Annotated in this window: 19 protein-coding genes and 1 other RNA gene; 13 read left to right on the forward strand and 7 right to left on the reverse strand. The window is 44.4% G+C overall.

All coding sequences use genetic code 11. From position 1 onward, the window contains the following. Window positions 1-153: 153 nt before the first annotated feature. The 4 genes from MSP8886_RS12050 (at window position 154) to MSP8886_RS12065 (ending at window position 3,322) form a co-directional block, all read left to right on the forward strand. The gene (locus tag MSP8886_RS12050; RefSeq protein ID WP_067016740.1) at window positions 154-921 is read left to right on the forward strand and encodes an ABC transporter ATP-binding protein; all 768 of its coding nucleotides are present in this window, start codon (window positions 154-156) and stop codon (window positions 919-921) included. Between the two features lie 149 nt (window positions 922-1,070). Then, window positions 1,071-1,829 carry an ABC transporter substrate-binding protein gene (locus MSP8886_RS12055; RefSeq protein WP_067016742.1) on the forward strand — a complete coding sequence of 253 codons (759 nt, stop codon included), beginning with the start codon at window positions 1,071-1,073 and terminating at the stop codon, window positions 1,827-1,829. An 89-nt stretch (window positions 1,830-1,918) separates the two neighbouring features. After that, window positions 1,919-2,608 carry an ABC transporter permease gene (locus MSP8886_RS12060; RefSeq protein WP_067016744.1) on the forward strand — a complete coding sequence of 230 codons (690 nt, stop codon included), beginning with the start codon at window positions 1,919-1,921 and terminating at the stop codon, window positions 2,606-2,608. 3 nt (window positions 2,609-2,611) lie between these two features. Continuing rightward, window positions 2,612-3,322, forward strand: a complete 711-nt coding sequence (locus tag MSP8886_RS12065; protein WP_067016745.1) for an ABC transporter permease — start codon at window positions 2,612-2,614, stop codon at window positions 3,320-3,322. 128 nt (window positions 3,323-3,450) lie between these two features. On the opposite strand, the gene MSP8886_RS12070 is transcribed toward MSP8886_RS12065, so the two are convergent. Further along, entirely contained in the window at window positions 3,451-3,789 is a 339-nt protein-coding gene (locus tag MSP8886_RS12070) for a P-II family nitrogen regulator (protein ID WP_067016747.1), read from the reverse strand. 124 nt (window positions 3,790-3,913) lie between these two features. Between MSP8886_RS12070 and MSP8886_RS12075 the strand changes: the two genes are divergently transcribed. Beyond that, the gene (locus MSP8886_RS12075) at window positions 3,914-4,285 is read left to right on the forward strand and encodes a hypothetical protein (RefSeq protein WP_067016749.1); all 372 of its coding nucleotides are present in this window, start codon (window positions 3,914-3,916) and stop codon (window positions 4,283-4,285) included. Window positions 4,286-4,410: 125 nt separating this feature from the next. On the opposite strand, the gene hemE is transcribed toward MSP8886_RS12075, so the two are convergent. The 3 genes from hemE to MSP8886_RS12090 all read right to left on the reverse strand — a co-directional run bounded on the left by hemE (window position 4,411) and on the right by MSP8886_RS12090 (window position 6,981). Beyond that, window positions 4,411-5,514 (reverse strand): uroporphyrinogen decarboxylase, encoded by a 1,104-nt coding sequence (gene hemE, locus MSP8886_RS12080; protein ID WP_067016751.1) that lies wholly within the window; start codon window positions 5,512-5,514, stop codon window positions 4,411-4,413. Between the two features lie 128 nt (window positions 5,515-5,642). Beyond that, complete coding sequence (locus MSP8886_RS12085; protein WP_245659094.1) at window positions 5,643-6,503, reverse strand: DUF2927 domain-containing protein; 861 nt, start codon at window positions 6,501-6,503, stop codon at window positions 5,643-5,645. Continuing rightward, on the reverse strand, window positions 6,445-6,981 hold the full coding sequence (locus tag MSP8886_RS12090; protein ID WP_067017120.1) for an NUDIX hydrolase: 537 nt from the start codon (window positions 6,979-6,981) through the stop codon (window positions 6,445-6,447). Before MSP8886_RS12090 ends, MSP8886_RS12085 begins: the two co-directional genes overlap by 59 nt. Before the next feature lie 260 nt (window positions 6,982-7,241). Here MSP8886_RS12090 and astE point away from each other — a divergent pair, with 260 nt between their 5' ends. The 7 genes from astE (at window position 7,242) to traF (ending at window position 14,449) form a co-directional block, all read left to right on the forward strand. Beyond that, on the forward strand, window positions 7,242-8,294 hold the full coding sequence (gene astE / locus MSP8886_RS12095) for a succinylglutamate desuccinylase (protein WP_083200947.1): 1,053 nt from the start codon (window positions 7,242-7,244) through the stop codon (window positions 8,292-8,294). Window positions 8,295-8,415: 121 nt separating this feature from the next. After that, window positions 8,416-9,399 (forward strand): zinc ABC transporter substrate-binding protein ZnuA, encoded by a 984-nt coding sequence (znuA, locus tag MSP8886_RS12100; RefSeq protein ID WP_067016756.1) that lies wholly within the window; start codon window positions 8,416-8,418, stop codon window positions 9,397-9,399. Between the two features lie 155 nt (window positions 9,400-9,554). After that, a complete protein-coding gene (locus MSP8886_RS12105; protein WP_067016758.1) occupies window positions 9,555-10,532 on the forward strand; it encodes a KpsF/GutQ family sugar-phosphate isomerase in 978 nt (325 codons plus the stop codon). An 80-nt stretch (window positions 10,533-10,612) separates the two neighbouring features. Further along, complete coding sequence (gene kdsA / locus MSP8886_RS12110; protein ID WP_067016759.1) at window positions 10,613-11,470, forward strand: 3-deoxy-8-phosphooctulonate synthase; 858 nt, start codon at window positions 10,613-10,615, stop codon at window positions 11,468-11,470. A gap of 2 nt (window positions 11,471-11,472) precedes the next feature. Continuing rightward, window positions 11,473-12,057, forward strand: coding sequence for a KdsC family phosphatase (locus tag MSP8886_RS12115; protein WP_067016762.1), 585 nt, complete (start codon window positions 11,473-11,475; stop codon window positions 12,055-12,057). Next, window positions 12,054-12,845 carry a 3-deoxy-manno-octulosonate cytidylyltransferase gene (kdsB, locus tag MSP8886_RS12120; RefSeq protein WP_067016764.1) on the forward strand — a complete coding sequence of 264 codons (792 nt, stop codon included), beginning with the start codon at window positions 12,054-12,056 and terminating at the stop codon, window positions 12,843-12,845. The genes MSP8886_RS12115 and kdsB overlap by 4 nt, the downstream gene beginning before the upstream one ends. A 299-nt stretch (window positions 12,846-13,144) precedes the next feature. Next, the gene (traF, locus tag MSP8886_RS12125) at window positions 13,145-14,449 is read left to right on the forward strand and encodes a conjugal transfer protein TraF (RefSeq protein ID WP_067016765.1); all 1,305 of its coding nucleotides are present in this window, start codon (window positions 13,145-13,147) and stop codon (window positions 14,447-14,449) included. Here the strand turns inward: traF and MSP8886_RS12130 are convergent. From MSP8886_RS12130 to MSP8886_RS12140, 3 genes are all read right to left on the reverse strand, one after another. Then, on the reverse strand, window positions 14,446-15,066 hold the full coding sequence (locus MSP8886_RS12130) for a 5-formyltetrahydrofolate cyclo-ligase (protein ID WP_067016767.1): 621 nt from the start codon (window positions 15,064-15,066) through the stop codon (window positions 14,446-14,448). The two genes, traF and MSP8886_RS12130, sit on opposite strands and share 4 nt — an antisense overlap. Window positions 15,067-15,070: 4 nt before the next feature. Beyond that, window positions 15,071-15,248: non-coding RNA, 6S RNA (gene ssrS / locus MSP8886_RS12135), on the reverse strand. A 124-nt stretch (window positions 15,249-15,372) separates the two neighbouring features. Next, window positions 15,373-15,666 carry a cell division protein ZapA gene (locus tag MSP8886_RS12140; RefSeq protein ID WP_067016769.1) on the reverse strand — a complete coding sequence of 98 codons (294 nt, stop codon included), beginning with the start codon at window positions 15,664-15,666 and terminating at the stop codon, window positions 15,373-15,375. Between the two features lie 145 nt (window positions 15,667-15,811). Between MSP8886_RS12140 and prfB the strand changes: the two genes are divergently transcribed. Then, window positions 15,812-16,907 (forward strand): peptide chain release factor 2 gene (gene prfB / locus MSP8886_RS12145; protein ID WP_139063140.1). Its coding sequence is split into 2 segments (ribosomal slippage): window positions 15,812-15,883 and window positions 15,885-16,907, totalling 1,095 coding nucleotides; the frame shifts between segments, so codons are not numbered across the junction. The last annotated feature ends 12 nt before the right edge of the window (window positions 16,908-16,919 follow it).

Raw genomic sequence — 16,919 nt, forward strand, 5'->3', positions numbered from 1 at the left:
TTAGAATACGCCCCTTTTACATCGTGGTGTTATGTCAGAGGTGTTAGACCCTGCCAATATGGCCTCTCTAAGACAGAAGAGTTGGATGTGGGCACAGAGTGTGTTTGAACACCAAAACAAAAGTTAAGCTGAAATTTTAAAAGGTAATGAACAATGTCGAAAGCCCCTGCGCTAGAGCTCATTGATATACATAAGACATTTACAGATGTAGAGGTACTCAAAGGCATTAGTCTGAAAGCTTATGATGGGGATGTTATATCCATTCTTGGTTCCAGTGGGTCAGGTAAAAGTACCTTTTTACGCTGTATTAATTTGCTTGAGAACCCAACTAAAGGTGAAATTATCTTTAATGGTGAATCATTAAAGTTAACATCAAGTGGTCGTGATTTGGCCGCAGCTGATATGAAGCAATTGACAAAAATGCGTCAGCAAATTGGCTTTGTTTTTCAGAGCTTCAATTTGTGGCCCCATATGACAGTGCTGCAGAATGTTATGGAAGGGCCGTCTCATGTATTGAAACGCCCGAAACATGAGGTTATGGACTATGCTGAACACTTACTTAATAAAGTAGGGATTGCAGATAAAAAGCATATGTATCCGAATCAGTTGTCAGGTGGGCAGCAACAGCGTGTGGCTATTGCTCGTACCTTGGCCATGGATCCACAGGTTATTTTGTTTGATGAGCCTACTTCAGCCCTTGACCCTGAGTTAGTTGGGGAAGTATTGGGGGTTATGCGAAAACTGGCCGAAGAGGGTCGGACCATGCTTATTGTTACCCATGAAATGAGCTTCGCCAAGGAAGTGTCCAGTGAAGTGGTGTTCCTACATAAAGGCGTGGTCGAGGAAAAAGGCACACCAGATAAGGTGTTTAACTCGCCTGATTCTGAGCGCTGTAGAACGTTCTTATCCAGTACTTATTAGTTTACCTGTCTCTTTGGAATGACTCTCTTAGTAGATATGAAGTAGGTAAGTACTTGCTATTAATTATTTTTTCGTTGTGAAAGGACGGTTGTAGGTGCGTTATTCATTGTGCGTACTGCAATCATTGTGCGTTTTAAAAGGGGAATATTATGACATTAAAAAAAATCGTATTGGGTTCTGTGCTAGTGACTGGCGCCTTGTTGTCTTCTGTTATGGTTCAAGCGCAAGAAACTATTCGCTTTGCGACAGAAGGGGCATTCGCTCCGTTTAATTATATGGATAATACTGGCAAACCAGTTGGTTTTGATGTCGATATTGCTCATGCTTTGTGTAAAGACTTGAAGGCGAAGTGTGAAATTGTGACTCAAGATTGGGATGGTTTGATTCCTGGTCTTAAAGTCCATAAATACGATGCTATCATTGCCTCCATGTCGATTACACCAGAGCGTGAGAAAGTCGTGGCTTTCACGAATAAGTATTACTCTGGTGGTGTGCGCTTTATGGGGCTAGTTGGCAAGAACTTTAATCTGAAGGATTTATCAGGTAAAACCATCGGTGCGCAGCGTGCGACAGTGGCCGCCCAGTATCTCGAAGATCATTACGGCAAAACCGCTAATATTAAGCTATACGATAACCAAGACAACGTCTACCTAGACCTTGAGTCTGGCCGTTTAGACATCGTATTGTCTGATGAGTTACCTACTTACAACTGGCTGAAAACATCAGGAAAAGGCGGCAAGTTTGAATTTAAAGGCAAAGCCTTCTTGAAAACTGATCGGATCGGCATTGCGGTACGAAAAGGTGATACCAAGTTGAAAGATCAGCTTAATAAAGCGATTAAAGACATTCGCGAAAACGGTACTTACCAGAAAATCAATGCTAAGTACTTCCCGTTCTCTATCTACTAAGCGTTAGCTGACTAGATAGCGATGATAAAAAACCTTTGGTGGTTTTCACCAAAGGTTTTTAATTTTCTAGCTTATTCTGAGATGTTTATATGATTGATCTTCATGGATTCGGTGATCAGCTTTTACAAGGCGCATTGATAACCGTGGAGCTGGCAATGGCTTCTTTGGGTGTGGGTCTTGTATTGGGCTTGTTAGGGGCGGCGGCTAAGTTGTCATCTATTGCGCCATTACGTTGGCTTGCAACCATTTACACCACCATTGTCCGTGGTATTCCAGAGTTGCTCACTGTATTGATTATTTACTTTGGGGCAACCATTGTATTGATGGCTATCGCTAGCCAGTTTGGTTACGACGACTATATTGAAGTTGGCCCATTTACGGCGGGTGTGACAGCTTTAGGTTTAACCTTTGGGGCTTATGCTACTGAAGTCTTTCGTGGTGCTCTGCAGTCGATTCCCAAAGGTCAGCACGAAGCGGCGACGGCGCTAGGTATGGGCGCGTTTAGAAAGTTCCAGCGAATTATCTTGCCGCAAGTATGGCGCGTTGCTTTACCGGGATTGGGAAATTTATTTTTGGTGTTGCTAAAGGATACGGCACTGGTATCGATTGTTGGCTTGGACGACATCATGCGTAAAGCTAATATTGCCGTGAGCAGCACTAAACAGCCTTTTTTATTTTACGCCACCGCCGCGATAATGTATTTGCTACTCACCATTATTTCAATGGTGGTTGTTACATGGTTAGAAAAACGCGCCAGTCGCGGCATGAGAAGAGGGTAAACGATGGATTTTTCAGTGGTAGTCGAGTATTTCCCTCGTTTATTAGAAGGTGCTTGGGTTAGCGTGCAGTTGGTTGCATTGTCTGTTGTATTGGGGGCGCTTGTTGCCTTGCCTATTGCGCTGGCACGTATATCTCAAAATTGGTGGATTAAAGGGTTCCCTTACGCTTATATCTTCTTTTTTCGCGGTACACCTCTGTTGGTTCAGATTTTCTTAGTTTACTACGGTGCATCGCAGTTCGATGTGGTTCGTGAGAGCTTTTTATGGCCGATACTTCGTGAGCCCTATTGGTGTGCCATTATCGCCTTTACCTTAAATACCTCAGCGTACACCGCTGAAATCTTTCGTGGCGCAATCCAAGCAATTCCTGAAGGGGAAGTGGAAGCGTGTAAAGTGGTTGGCATGACAAAGGCTCAGATGTATCGTCGTGTTCTGTTGCCTCGTGCATTTGGCATCGTCTTACCTGCTTATGGGAATGAAATTATTTTAATGCTCAAAGGCAGTGCCTTAGCGAGTACCATTACGATATTGGACTTAACTGGGATGGCGCGAACCATTATTGCTCGTACTTATACGCCGATTGAGATATTTCTGGCTGCGGGAGGGATTTATTTAGCCATCAGTATGGTAATTATCGCTATCTTCCGTCAGGTAGAGAAACGTCAAAACCGTTACCTTGGAACGGTGTCGATTAAGGTGCCAGATAAAGGCTAATATTTGACAAGACTAAGGTGTAAAACAAAAAAGAGGTCTGTTATAGCCTCTTTTTTGTTTCAACTGCCTATATAAAGCAATTCTCAATAAGGTTCGGTCACGTGATACATGGCTAGAGATAGATTTGATTAAATTGCATCTGCACCGGTTTCCCCCGTGCGAATTCGAATAACTTGTTCAAGTTCAGACACAAATATTTTTCCATCCCCAATCTTGCCAGAATTGGCGCTGTTTTTAATGGCTTCAATGGCTTTGTCTAGCTCACCGTCATCAACGGCCAATTCCAATTTTACCTTTGGTAGAAAATCGACGACGTATTCTGCACCACGGTATAGTTCTGTATGACCTCTTTGGCGGCCAAACCCTTTTACTTCTGTCACCGTTATGCCGCTAATACCTATTTCAGACAGGGCTTCACGAACTTCATCTAACTTGAAGGGTTTAATAATCGCTGTAATTAACTTCATTTTTCTCTCCATACAAAACAGGTTCTATAGGCTAAAAGTAACACTCTCTTGTAAAAGTCGCCACTTGCTCGTGAATTATGCGCTATATTAATTTTGCGGAGTTGGAATTTAGAGGGGAGGAGGTATGAGCGAAGTAGAGGGCGTTATGGCATTTGAGCAGGGGATAGATAGCTTTATAAAGCGTATTCGATCTGTTCTTTATGAGCGGGCGAATGTTCGATTGTCTCAGCATACGACACCGCAAAATCTTGCCACGCTTTTTTTACAGCAGGACAAATACCCATTACAACTGCGTTTTGTTGTTCTAGCGGTAGGTCATGATCAGTCATTAGGACGTTTATCTTGGTTGGATCAATATGGTTGTGATCACGTCTGTTGTTATGTGAATGAGTTGTTTCACTGTGTTGTGCGTAAGCGTAATGGTAAATGGAGTGAACAAAAGCATAAGGTTGATGAATTGTGCGCGCGTCGCTTACTGGACTTGCTTGCTGCATGATTATTCAAAGAGCATAGGTTGGGTTGAGGAGAGATTGAATGAAATGCGATAAGATAAAATAGCCACCGTGTTGATCAATACGATGACTATTTTATAGGTGCCATTTGCTTGTTAAAAGGCCTAAATTAATCCAAATTATTTAGAGCATCCAAATCCTCAGACAACGGCTCGTGATATTTTCTACCTAATTCATGGACCGCATCGATCAGATACTTAGGGTGATCTGGGTTAACAAACTGGTGAATACCATGGCCGAGGTTAAACACATGGCCTGTACCATGGCCGTAGCCAGACAGTACCAACTCTACTTCTCGTTCGATGACGTCCTTATCAGCGTATAAAACACAAGGGTCAATGTTGCCTTGTAGTGCTACTTTTTCGCCCACTCGTGCACGGGCTTCCGCGATATCGGTTGTCCAGTCCAAGCCTAGTGCATCTGGGCCAGTTGCAGCCATGTTTTCTAACCATTGTCCGCCATTCTTGGTAAACATGATCACAGGGATGCGTTTGCCTTCGTGCTCACGAATTAGTCCGTCTAGAATCTGTTTCATATAAAGCAAAGAGAACTGTTGATACATTGGGCCACTTAAAGCGCCACCCCAAGTATCAAAAATTTGTACTGCTTGGGCACCCGCTTTGATCTGTCCATTTAAATAAGCCGTAACGGATTTTGCGAGTTTGTCTAGCAAACCATGGAGCACTTCAGGGCTTTGGTACATCATTCCTTTGATATGGCGAAAATCCTTGCTGGAGCCGCCTTCTACCATGTAGGTTGCTAGCGTCCATGGGCTTCCGGAAAAACCAATTAGCGGTACACGGCCATTCAGAGCATGACGAATGGTGGTGACGGCCTTCATGACATAATCTAGATCATCCGCTGAGGTGACAGGAAGTGCTTCCATATCCGCTTGGGAGCGAACGGTATGCTTGAATTTTGGACCTTCACCTGTTTCAAAATACAAACCTAATCCCATAGCGTCTGGAATGGTTAAAATGTCCGAAAACAAAATAGCTGCGTCTAGGTCATAGCGTTCCAGGGGCTGCAGAGTTACTTCACAGGCAAAGGCGTCATTTTTGCACAGACTTAAAAAGTCACCTGCTGTGGCCCGACTTGCACGGTATTCTGGTAGGTAGCGGCCAGCTTGGCGCATCATCCAGACGGGGGTGGTATCGACCGGCTGTTTGAGTAGGGCGCGTAAAAAGCGATCATTTTTAAGCTCAGGAAACATTCAGACTCTCCACTGGAAATTGTTTGTTGCTTTATTTTACCTAAGTTGATTTAGAAAAGCAGATTCAATAAACCTAATTTATGCCAAATAGCGTGATAAAGACCAATTGCATTGATTTATCGCATGCATTAGTCGCCCACATAACGTCTCAAACTGTGTATTTGCACCCTCTGTAAAGCGTGTTCAATATCGCCTGATTGATGCAACTCCTTGAGTACGTTAGGAAACGCTGCTTTGACTTGTTTGACTGTCATGCCAGGTTTTAAGTAGGGGGAGTAGAGGGCTTTTAACAGAATATAATCTAATGGGCTGAGATAGGTGTCGATGCTGTGATCATTAAAGACGGAAGGAAAAACCTCATCAGAATCATTTGGTAGACCAAGCAATTGAGTGATTTCTTCTACCACACAGTCTAATAATCGTGCTTTTTCTCGAGCATAATCTACGGGGATAATGATGGTTCCTCTTGTTATTTCATGGCGTTGATTGAGGCGGAAGTTACCCAAGCAGACGGCTTCATTAAGTGCTTTGCGTATTTTATCTGGATTTCCAATGTATTGACGGACTTTGTCTTCAACATTTTTGTACTGGGTAAAAATGACAAGAATGCCTGCTCCCTTCGCCTGCTTGGTAAAATGGATGGGCATGCCTGAAATATAGGCAAGGTGGCCCATTTGAGTCGTTAGTAGGTCAAGTTGTAGTTGTGAATCGCCAGTATCACTTTCAACGTAAACAGAAATTGGCTTTTCCCAACGTACCAACTTGGGGTGTTTGGTTTCTTTATATTCTCGCTCAAGGGCGATTTTTATAAAACTTTGTGTTATGTAAGCATCACTTTGCCAGCGTTCTTGGGCGAATGCGGGTAGGCAAAAAAGGGCTAAGAAAACACTCAGGTAGGTATATTTTAAGAGTGTTTTTTCAGAAGGTGGGTTACTCTGGGTCACTCGGTGACGGGGCAGTGAGTTTATGGGCATAATGATATAAGGCATCCAATGAATCCGGCGTAAATGATAATTGGTCATCATTGTTCAATACTTCATCGATACTCATTTCATGCACGGAAGCCACTTCTTTGGCTTGTAATACTAACGAGCCGTGAATACTTTCATCATAGCAGCAGCTATAGATTTTGCCCCAAATTTTAAACCCAGTGCCTTCAGTATAAAAAATGCCGTGGGAGGTAAGGTCGGCATCAAAGCCCATTTCTTCTTTTAGCTCGCGATGAGCAGACTCTATGTAAGATTCCCCTGTTTCGACCACACCCCCCGTCGCGACACCATAAAAACCGGGGCAAAAAGCTTTATTATCTGTGCGCTTTTGAATGAGTAAGTTGCCCTTGGTATTAAAGACAAGAATATAGGTGACACGGTGGTAGTCTTCACCAAATTTCATTAAGTGGCGTGCAACTTCGCCAATAACCGTGTTGTTTTTATCAACAAGTGTAATGATTTCATCGGTGGTAGACATAAGGCTCTCAGGTAATAAAGTGAATTGGCTATAAAAAAGCGCATGATAAAGGGTATCGGCATTTGCCATGAAAGAAAAGCATTTGCAAAAAAACTACTGGAATGAAAAGGGGCAATCACCTCATGCGGGAAAAGGCAGATCTTTTCGATAGAAAGAGCTGGATAGATTGTGTAATGGTTGAGTCATGAATTAAGAAAGCCTTATCATAGTGGTGTAAGCATTGTGCTTAGAAACATTTAATCATTATGGGACATGATACTGTGCAGATTTCTGATAACGATATTTTAGCCCTGACGCTGTCTAATCCAACGCATCTCGACCCGTTTGAGTTTGTTTTTCCTGGTGGTGTTGGTTTTGTTGTAGATACAGGGATTTTTCGTTTTGAACCGATGTCTACTCGGTTATCTAATGATCCAGTTAGCTTAGTTTTGTCGGTGGGGATTCATGGTAATGAAACGGGACCGATAGAGTTGGTGAATCAACTGGTAAAAAACATTTTATCGGGTAAGTTATCTTTAGCGATACGTCTACTGGTGGTGATTGGTAACCCGGTGTCTGCTAATCAAGCTACTCGATTTTGTGAGGTGAATTTAAACCGACTGTTCAATGGGGCTTGGCAACAATATTTAACGAATGAAGAAGGTCTTGGAAGCAGTGAAGCTCGCCGAGCAGAGCGACTGGAAAAGGCTGTAAGCGATTTTTATGCACAAGATTCTCATTGCACGTTGCGATTGCATTATGATCTACACACTGCTATCCGTGGTTCTAAATACGAAAAATTTGCGGTGCATCCTTTTATGGAGGAGCCCGTTTATCAACATGCTCAGTTTGGATTCTTAGTTGCCTCTGGGATTGAAGCAGTCCTCTTGTCGCACCAGCCAACCACCACCTTTTCTTATTATTCCTATGCCGCCCACCGCGCCAATAGCTTTACGATTGAGTTAGGTAAAGTGCATCCTTTTGGTGAAAATGACTTGTCGAGTTTTACACAGATACAAAAGGCGCTCATTATCTTGCTAGAAAACGCGACGTTAGCACAGGGGGATTTATCGTCGATTCAGGTCTTTGCTGTTCAAGATGCTTTGGTAAAAAATGCTGATGATTATCAACTGACCATTGCAGAAGATGAGGAAAACTTCACTGATTTTGAAGAAGGCTATGAGTTGGTGACTTCTTCAGCTGATGGATATCGCATTACGAAAACAGGCGATGCCATTGTGTTTCCGAATGCGAAGGTGCCGATCGGTCAACGAGCTGGCTTGGTAGTGCGTCCTATTGCCATTAATTCTTTAGCGTTTGAATTAACCTCCTAATACTATTTTTGTGATTTTGATGGAAGAGGTCATAGCACAGGGATGTGACTTGAAAATCATTATTCTTTACTATACTGTTACGTTATAACGTAATTTATATCTAATAGGATTGAGGTAAGTAATGAATAAGCTATTGATGGCGCTTAGTGCATCGGTGTTATCGCCTATGGTGTTGGCGAAACCAACGATCGTAACCAGTATTAAACCTGTGTCTATGGTCGTGGAAGCCATTGCTGGAGACCGTGCGAATATTGAACAAATTGTCTCTAGTACGGCATCTCCTCATGATTTTGCCATGCGCCCCTCTGACTTGCGTAAAATAGGCCAAGCGGATGTGGTGGTTTGGGTCGGAGAGTCTCTAGAGCGTTTTCTGGAGAAACCGTTGGAAAATGCGGGTAAAGAAAAATCCTCTATTGAGTGGTTAACCTTGAATGGCATGACTCTCGAGAACTTTGCCAAAGGGCATGATCATGACCATCACCATGGTGACGAAGAGGATCATGGACATATGGAAGAGGTTGATCACCATGAGGACGACCATCATGATGAAGACCACGAAGAGCATCATCACGATGACGGTCATCACCATGAAGGGGTGAATCCACATGTCTGGATGTTGCCTAATAATGCCAAAGTGTTAGCAGAAGCCGTGACCAAACGTTTGTCTAAGTTGGATGCCGCTAATGCCAGTTATTATCAGGCTAATTTACAAACCTTTGAAACCAAGTTGGCGGCGACGGATGCGCAAATTAAAAAAGCCATGCAAGCCGTTCATGGTGTGCCTTACATCGTTTTCCACGATGGCTATGGGTATTTTGAGCATCATTATGGATTGAATCATGCTGGCGCCATTACGGTTAGCCCTGAACGTCAGCCTGGCGCGAAAAAAGTGGCGGAGTTGCGTGAAGAAATCACCGAGCATAATGTGAAATGTGTGTTCAGTGAACCACAATTTAGCCCCGCTATTGTGAAGACCTTGCTAAGTGGTACTAAGGTTAATACGGCAGTGTTGGATCCGCTGGGTTCAGATATTAAATTAAGCCCAAATGCCTATTTTGATTTCTTAAAATCACTGAGTCATCAGTTCTCAAGTTGTCTTAAATAAAGGGGCTTGGGAGGCGATGAATAGACGAATTTCTTGATATTGCTCTAGGAGTCTTGGTCTGCTATCGCAGTGCTTTGGGTAAAAGTGTCTGCGATGGTAGGCGACTCACTCTGACCTCTGTATAATCAATGCACTTAATTATTCAGAGAAGTCATATGAGCAATACGTCCTCTATTAAGAGTATTCACTCTGACGCTCTCATCGAGAGTGCTCGACACACTTTATCGACTCAAGCTCAATCCTTGCAGAACCTTGCCAATCAAGTGACCGAGGAGTTTGCCAAAGCCGTTCGCATGATTCTTGCGAGCGAAGGGCGCGCCATCATTTGTGGTATGGGAAAATCCGGTCACATTGGTAAAAAAATTGCGGCAACCCTGGCTTCTACCGGAACCCCAAGTTTTTTTCTTCATCCTAGTGAGGCGTTTCATGGTGATTTAGGGATGATTCAGCCACAAGACGTCTTACTCTTGATCAGTTTTTCAGGAGAAACTGAGGAACTGATACGCTTGCTGCCTTCCCTAAAAGACTTTGGTAACCCATGTATTGCAATGGTGGGTAATCTCGACTCAACGTTGGCAAAACATTGTGACTGTGTACTGGATATTTCCGTGGACAGAGAAACCTGCCCTAATAATCTTGCCCCCACTACGTCGACGACCATGACCACCGCTATGGGGGATGCATTGGCGGTGGCTTTGATGGAATGTCGCAACTTCCAGCCGCAAGACTTTGCGCGTTTTCATCCAGGCGGCAGCTTAGGACGTAAATTACTGACCCGTGTAAAAGACTTAATGCACAAAGACAATTTGCCAGTTTGTGCGCCAGAGACCAGGTTAAAAGAAGCCATCTCAGTGATGACTCATGGTCGTATGGGGGTGGTGATTATTCAAGACAAAGGCCATTTACTCGGTATCTTCACCGATGGGGATTTACGTCGTGCTATGCTCAAAGAAAGTGAAGGGATGATACACAAGCCGATGTCTGAATTGATGACAGCAAAACCGAAAACTATTAATGAGAACGTCATGATTGTCCAAGCAGAAGAGCAAATGCTGCGTGACAAAATCACCTTGCTGGTGGTTGTCAACGATCAGGGCAATTTGACTGGTTTGCTGGAAATCTACGACCGATAAGCCTTGTGGCTGTCGATGAATGTTTGATGTTTACAGCGGTTTTATGTGAACGTCCATATTGAATTTATAGGAAAATTACCATGTCTCACGGTAACAAGATCATTAAAATCGGCGACAACATTGAAGTCGCAAACCATCTTCCTTTTGTATTGTTCAGTGGTATGAATGTACTGGAATCTCGCGATATGGCCATGCGTGTTGCGGAAGAGCATGTCAAGGTGACGGAGGCTTTGGGCATTCCTTATGTGTTCAAAGGCTCGTTTGATAAGGCAAACCGTTCTTCCATCAATTCCTACCGTGGCCCAGGTATGGAAGAAGGGTTAAAAATTCTTCAAGAAATCAAAGAAACCTTTGATGTGCCTGTGATTACCGATGTGCACGAGACCTTCCAGTGTGCGCCTGTGGCGGAAGTGGCGGATGTCATTCAACTGCCCGCTTTCTTATCTCGTCAAACAGACCTTGTGGTTGCCATGGCGCAAACAGGCGCGGTGATTAATATCAAGAAAGCGCAATTTCTGGCACCTCATGAAATGAAGCACATTCTGAAGAAATGTGAAGAGGCGGGCAACAGCCATTTAATGTTGTGCGAACGCGGTACTATGATGGGTTACAACAACCTAGTTGTGGATATGTTGGGCTTTGGGGAGATGAAAAAATTCGAATACCCCGTGATGTTCGATGTGACCCATGCTTTGCAGCGCCCTGGAGGCCGTGAAGATTCTGCTGATGGTCGCCGTGCTCAAGTAACCGAGCTGGCTCGTGCGGGTATGTCGCTTGGTCTTTCAAGCTTGTTTCTAGAAACTCACCCTACACCAGATCAGGCAAAATGCGACGGCCCTTGCGCTTTGCCGTTAGGCAAATTAGCTCCCTTCTTAAAGCAAATGAAGCAGCTTGATGAACTGGTGAAAACCTTTGAAACGTTGGATACGAGCGCTTAATCATGGATGAGAACTTTCTCGCAGGTTATCCATCGTTGCAAGACGCCAAGTCCCTTGTGAGTATGCTGCAAGGGCTGAAGTTGGTCGTGTTTGATGTGGACGGGGTCCTCACCGATGGCGGCTTATGGTACGCAGACGCTGGAGAGCAGGTAAAACGCTTTAATGTCAAAGATGGTGTGGCTATGAAGCTGTTGCCTAAGTGGGGTATCGATGTGGCGGTGATTACTGCAAAAGATTCGGCCCCCTTACGTAAGCGGATGAGCGACCTTGGGGTGGTGCACTTTTACCCCGGTTGTCATAATAAGGCCGAAGCGTTTGATGAGATTGCCTCAGCTCTTGGGGTGGCACCAGAGCAAGCCGCTTATGTGGGGGATGATGTAATCGATCTGCAAGTCATGCCCAAAGTGGGAGTGGCGTTTTGTCCAGCGGATGCCCATGTGCTTGTTCAGCGTCATAGTCATTTTGTACTGACAAAAGCGGCTGGCCAAGGTGTGGCGCGAGAAGTAGCAGACGTGATTTTAGCTACGCGAATGTCGTTAGAAAGTGCCTATGAATGGGCGCAACAACCGGAGTTTGAGAAAAAATGAGCCACGCTGAGTTACCTGAATTTCATATCGTGATTCCAGCCCGTTACGCGTCTCAGCGGTTTCCTAAAAAGTTAATGGCGGATTTAGGGGGGAAGCCCGTTTTACAATGGGGATATGAGCTCGCCCTGAATGCTGGCGCAAAAACTGTCACCATCGCCACCGATCATGAGGTGATTTATCAAGCTGCTCAATCTTTTGGCGCGCCTGTTGTCATGACGCGAGATGATCATGAAAATGGTACCGAACGCCTTGCGGAAGTGGCGGAAAAAATGGGCTGGCAGCAAGATGAAATCATCGTAAATGTGCAAGGGGATGAGCCTTTATTACCTGTTGAGCTGATACATTCGACTGTTGACGCGTTGGCACAAGACACAGCGTCTGAAATGGCCACCATTGCATGTAAAATTCATGATGCGGAAGACTTCTTCAATCCCAATGTGGTAAAGGTTGTGTGTGATGAGCAAGGCCGAGCCTTGTATTTCAGCCGCGCGCCTATGCCATGGGATCGTAATGGTTTTATGGATAACGCTACTAATGAAAGTTCGCTAGCAGAAGACTTTCCTGCTATGCGTCATATTGGCTTGTATGTGTACCGTGCCAGCTTATTGGCGAAGTACGCAACCTTGCCTATGTCGCCTTTGGAAAAGTGGGAAAAACTGGAACAGCTGCGTTTTCTTCATCAAGGGATCAAGGTGCAAGTGGCACAAGCGTCTGGTTTACCTCCCCATGGTGTGGATACGCAAGATGATCTTGATGCATTGCGTAAGCATATTGCCTCAACTAGATGACAGCCTCTTATATTTATACTTTCTGGAAAGTCGTCCCTTAGCCTTAGAAAGTAACAAACTCTCCCTTTTACCTTCTCGATACTCTGAAAACCATCCATGTTTTGGATGGTTTTTTATTTTCTTTCTAAAGTCATCCCTGCTTTGTGTCGATGAGTAGTTTGTACATATTTTTTGCAGAATTATCAAAAAAATAGTCAGAAACTCTTATATTGTCAGTAAATTGTATGTATTTAGAGTTAGGTAGGCTGGTTTTTCTTGTTGTTATGCCTGTTTAAATTTAGTTTGAGAAGAGTTGGTTTATGAAAATTTACATCAGCATGTTTGGGGCTTTGTTTAGTTCGTTAACAATGGCGGCTATGCCTGTCTATTTGCCTGTGGGGTCAAGTTATACTTTGAGCGGGGTGATCAATCCTCGTGCGTTGTCGACGTCGTTATCAAATCCTGCTGCGCCTTATTTGATGGGCAGTGTGTCCTCTGGGCAAAATGTTCGTTTGGGGTTGCTTGGTCCGGTTGGTCTCTCCTACGAGCTGGGAGAAGTCGGGAATTTGACGGATAAGGTCGATGATTTAGAGAGCCTGTTAAATCGTACGGACTATCAATCACAAGCTGAGGTTGATGCGGCGATAGCCAAAGCAAACTCGATTGTTAGAGATGTGGCAAGTACAGCTTACATAAAAGTAGCGGGCAGTAGTCAAATCCCTTTTATGCCCTTTATCTATAAAACCAATACCCGTGGCGCGTTTATAATAGATGCTAGCGCTTCCTTTTTGGGAAGAGCGAATGTATTAGCTGATGATATCGTTGCTGAACAAACTGGCTCCACCTACAAGATCAAATCAGACACTTCGTTTTACGTCAAAAAAGCAACGGATTTACGACTGGGCTTGGGTTACAGCCAGAGTGTACTGAGAACGAATTACGGTGAATTAATTGGTGGCGTAAAAGCCAATCTACATAGAATTTCTTTAGGTCGTTCATTAGTTGTTTTAACTGATGAAAATGATGATGCCAGTAAAGTATTTACTGACTCCCTGTTTAGTGATCAGCATTCGAGTTCCAATGTAGGGATCGATATCGGTGCTATCTGGGTGAGTAATCACTATCAGCTGGGGGCTACAGTTGCCAATATTAATCAACCAAAATTTGATTATGCTGACCTTGGAAATTGCTCCAATTTATCAGGTTCAAAGTTAACAAGTTGTAATGCTGCTGTGGTGTTTTCTGGAAAGGGTAAGTTGGATTTATCTGAAACCTACCAGATGAAAACACAAAGTACCATTGATGGAGCCATTACCTCACGAAATCGCCAATGGATATTGGCTGGATCCTATGATTTAAACAGTGTTAAAGACCCCGTTGGGGATAAGTACCGCTGGGCGGTGGCGTCTTTATCTTTCTTTAGCGATAACTTGATCGCACCAGGTTTTCGAGTGGGTTATCGGGAGAACCTCGTGGGTAGTCAATTAAAATACGTGACTGGGGGTCTGACCTTTTTCCGCCGTTTAAATTTAGATGTTGCCGTTTCAACGGGGACAACCGAATACAATGGGCACTCCATACCACGAAGTGCCTATTTTTCTATTGGTTACGATATGGCGTTTTAATCTGTCTGTGTATGGTTAGTAATACTGATTAATTGAGTGGGAGTCATGATGACGTCGAGTGGAATATCCCAGCTTTCCATTGGCAAGCTCGCCACTTGCTGGCAATCGTGAGCGAGGCCTATTAACAAGGGCTTCGCTTGCTCCGACTTATTGGCGAATGTGCGATCGTAAAACCCACCGCCCATACCCAAACGCCCCCCTTGGTCATCAAAGCCAACCAAAGGTAAAAATACCAAATCCATTTCAAAGCCAGATATTGGAGAAACGTCAACGGGTTCTTTAATACCAAAACGGTTTTCATGCCACAGGGTATCATCATCTAAATGTTGCTGGGTATAGTGAGCGAAATCCAGAGATTGCTCTTTGACAACGGGCAAGTAAATGTTATGGCCGAGTGACCAAAGATGCTCGCATAGTATATGGGGGGAGATTTCGCCATCATTGGTCAAGTACAAAGCAATGTTTTTGCCATCGCTTATGTTAATAGCAGAGGAAAGACCCTGATACGCTTTCACTAGGGCTTCTGCGGCCAGTGATTGCTCTGTTGTACTTAAATGTCTGCGTGCTTGACGAAGTTGACGACGTAGCGTTTGTCTAAAATCTACTGCTGAAGGCATAAAAGAGTTTCCCAAGTTGCCGTTTCGACTATTGGCCTTGAACCCAGTGGTTCAAGGTGGATGGATCTGAGGCTCTTTAGGCTTTCCGACGCACGGACATGCTCACCGAACCCACAGTCTCCGTCCGGGGTATTACTCATAGGCTCAAGGGCGTTAAGCCGCCTCGAACAACCCAGGAAACAAGTGAAGTATAGAGTAAGCGATGAGGAAAATCATCCCATGCTCACACTTGCTGTCTCGGCTGTATGAGGAAAATTCGTGTTCTCGCTCTTGCATGAAGCAAAGTTGATTAAAGAGTAAGCCGCTTTAACCCACTTTCGTTTGATGCGTAAGCGCAGCATCAAGCTGTGACGTCAGTTCTCGCAGCTGCTGCTCATTAGAACGCGCATATTTTCGGCCTGAAAGCATGTCGTGAGTAATATTCAATGCGGCAAGCACCGCGATTTTTTCAAGGCCAATGATTTTTCCACTGGCTTTGATTTCGCGCATTTGCATATTGAGATACTCAGCGGCTTCTTTCAGATCCGCTTCGTGCCCTTTCGGACAATTTATGTTGTAAGTTTGCCCAAGTATATTGACTGAAACCGTTGGTTTATCCATATTGACTCCATTTGATAGCAAGGCCCACCATAAAATGGTCTGTTTTTCCATCATTGGGTAGCGAATGGCATTTTATGCTGCGGTTAAATTCGTTACAATTGCGAATCACATTTATCCACTCTGTTTATAGCAAATTGACGCAAATATGGAAATCAACCCGATACTTTCTAAGATAAAAGACCTTTCTGAACGTACTTTAACCCTTCGGGGGTATCTTTGACTACGAGTCAAAGAAAGAACGACTAGAAGAAGTAAACCGCGAACTGGAAGATCCAAATGTTTGGAACGATCCTGATTATGCCCAAAAGCTCGGTAAAGAGCGTGCTGCCCTTGAAGTCGTGGTGGAAACCATTGATAACATGGAAAGTGGCATCGACGACTCCAAAGAACTACTGGATCTCGCCGTGGAAGAAGACGACAGCGAGTCTGTTGACGCGGTGCAATCTGAACTGGCTGACCTAGAAGCTTTACTGGCTAAGTTGGAATTTCGCCGCATGTTCTCCAAAGAAATGGATGAAAGCAGTGCCTTTTTGGACATTCAAGCAGGTTCTGGCGGTACAGAGGCCCAAGATTGGGCAAACATGCTGTTGCGTATGTACCTTCGCTGGGGCGAAGATAAAGGCTTCAAAGTGGAGTTAATGGAAGTCTCCGCAGGCGATGTCGCGGGTATTAAATCGGCGACGATTCGTTTTGAAGGCGAATACGCTTTCGGTTGGCTACGTACCGAAACGGGTGTGCATCGTCTGGTGCGTAAATCACCTTTTGATTCGGGTAACCGTCGCCATACCTCGTTTGCGTCTGTATTCGTTTCTCCTGAAATTGACGATAACGTAGATATCGATATTAATCCAGCCGACTTGCGTACTGATACCTACCGTTCATCCGGTGCGGGTGGACAGCACGTTAACACCACCGATTCTGCGGTGCGTATTACTCACGTGCCAACAGGTATCGTTGTACAGTGTCAAAACCAGCGCTCGCAACATGCTAACCGTGACTTCGCGATGAAACAATTGCGCGCAAAGTTATACGAGTTGGAAATGATGAAGCGCAGCGAAGCGGCGCAAGCTCTAGAAGACAGTAAGTCTGATATCGGCTGGGGCAGTCAGATTCGTTCTTATGTACTGGATGCGTCACGTATTAAGGATTTGCGTACTGGAGTAGAAACCTCTAATACAGGTGCTGTTCTGGATGGCAATCTAGATCAATTTATCGTTGCAAGCTTAAAACAAGGCCTGTAAAGCGCTAGCACT

Origin of the sequence: Marinomonas spartinae (genome assembly GCF_900089775.1) — a bacterium.
Classification (GTDB): domain Bacteria; phylum Pseudomonadota; class Gammaproteobacteria; order Pseudomonadales; family Marinomonadaceae; genus Marinomonas; species Marinomonas spartinae.

Excerpts from the sequence above, each read along its gene's own strand:
- MSP8886_RS12050 (WP_067016740.1), top strand. The coding sequence starts at position 154 with ATGTCGAAAGCCCCTGCGCTAGAGCTCATTGATATACATAAGACATTT.
- MSP8886_RS12055 (WP_067016742.1), top strand. The coding sequence starts at position 1,071 with ATGACATTAAAAAAAATCGTATTGGGTTCTGTGCTAGTGACTGGCGCC.
- MSP8886_RS12060 (WP_067016744.1), top strand. The coding sequence starts at position 1,919 with ATGATTGATCTTCATGGATTCGGTGATCAGCTTTTACAAGGCGCATTG.
- MSP8886_RS12065 (WP_067016745.1), top strand. The coding sequence starts at position 2,612 with ATGGATTTTTCAGTGGTAGTCGAGTATTTCCCTCGTTTATTAGAAGGT.
- MSP8886_RS12070 (WP_067016747.1), bottom strand. The coding sequence starts at position 3,789 with ATGAAGTTAATTACAGCGATTATTAAACCCTTCAAGTTAGATGAAGTT.
- MSP8886_RS12075 (WP_067016749.1), top strand. The coding sequence starts at position 3,914 with ATGAGCGAAGTAGAGGGCGTTATGGCATTTGAGCAGGGGATAGATAGC.
- hemE (WP_067016751.1), bottom strand. The coding sequence starts at position 5,514 with ATGTTTCCTGAGCTTAAAAATGATCGCTTTTTACGCGCCCTACTCAAA.
- MSP8886_RS12085 (WP_245659094.1), bottom strand. The coding sequence starts at position 6,503 with ATGCCTTATATCATTATGCCCATAAACTCACTGCCCCGTCACCGAGTG.
- MSP8886_RS12090 (WP_067017120.1), bottom strand. The coding sequence starts at position 6,981 with ATGTCTACCACCGATGAAATCATTACACTTGTTGATAAAAACAACACG.
- znuA (WP_067016756.1), top strand. The coding sequence starts at position 8,416 with ATGAATAAGCTATTGATGGCGCTTAGTGCATCGGTGTTATCGCCTATG.
- MSP8886_RS12105 (WP_067016758.1), top strand. The coding sequence starts at position 9,555 with ATGAGCAATACGTCCTCTATTAAGAGTATTCACTCTGACGCTCTCATC.
- kdsA (WP_067016759.1), top strand. The coding sequence starts at position 10,613 with ATGTCTCACGGTAACAAGATCATTAAAATCGGCGACAACATTGAAGTC.
- MSP8886_RS12115 (WP_067016762.1), top strand. The coding sequence starts at position 11,473 with ATGGATGAGAACTTTCTCGCAGGTTATCCATCGTTGCAAGACGCCAAG.
- kdsB (WP_067016764.1), top strand. The coding sequence starts at position 12,054 with ATGAGCCACGCTGAGTTACCTGAATTTCATATCGTGATTCCAGCCCGT.
- traF (WP_067016765.1), top strand. The coding sequence starts at position 13,145 with ATGAAAATTTACATCAGCATGTTTGGGGCTTTGTTTAGTTCGTTAACA.
- MSP8886_RS12130 (WP_067016767.1), bottom strand. The coding sequence starts at position 15,066 with ATGCCTTCAGCAGTAGATTTTAGACAAACGCTACGTCGTCAACTTCGT.
- MSP8886_RS12140 (WP_067016769.1), bottom strand. The coding sequence starts at position 15,666 with ATGGATAAACCAACGGTTTCAGTCAATATACTTGGGCAAACTTACAAC.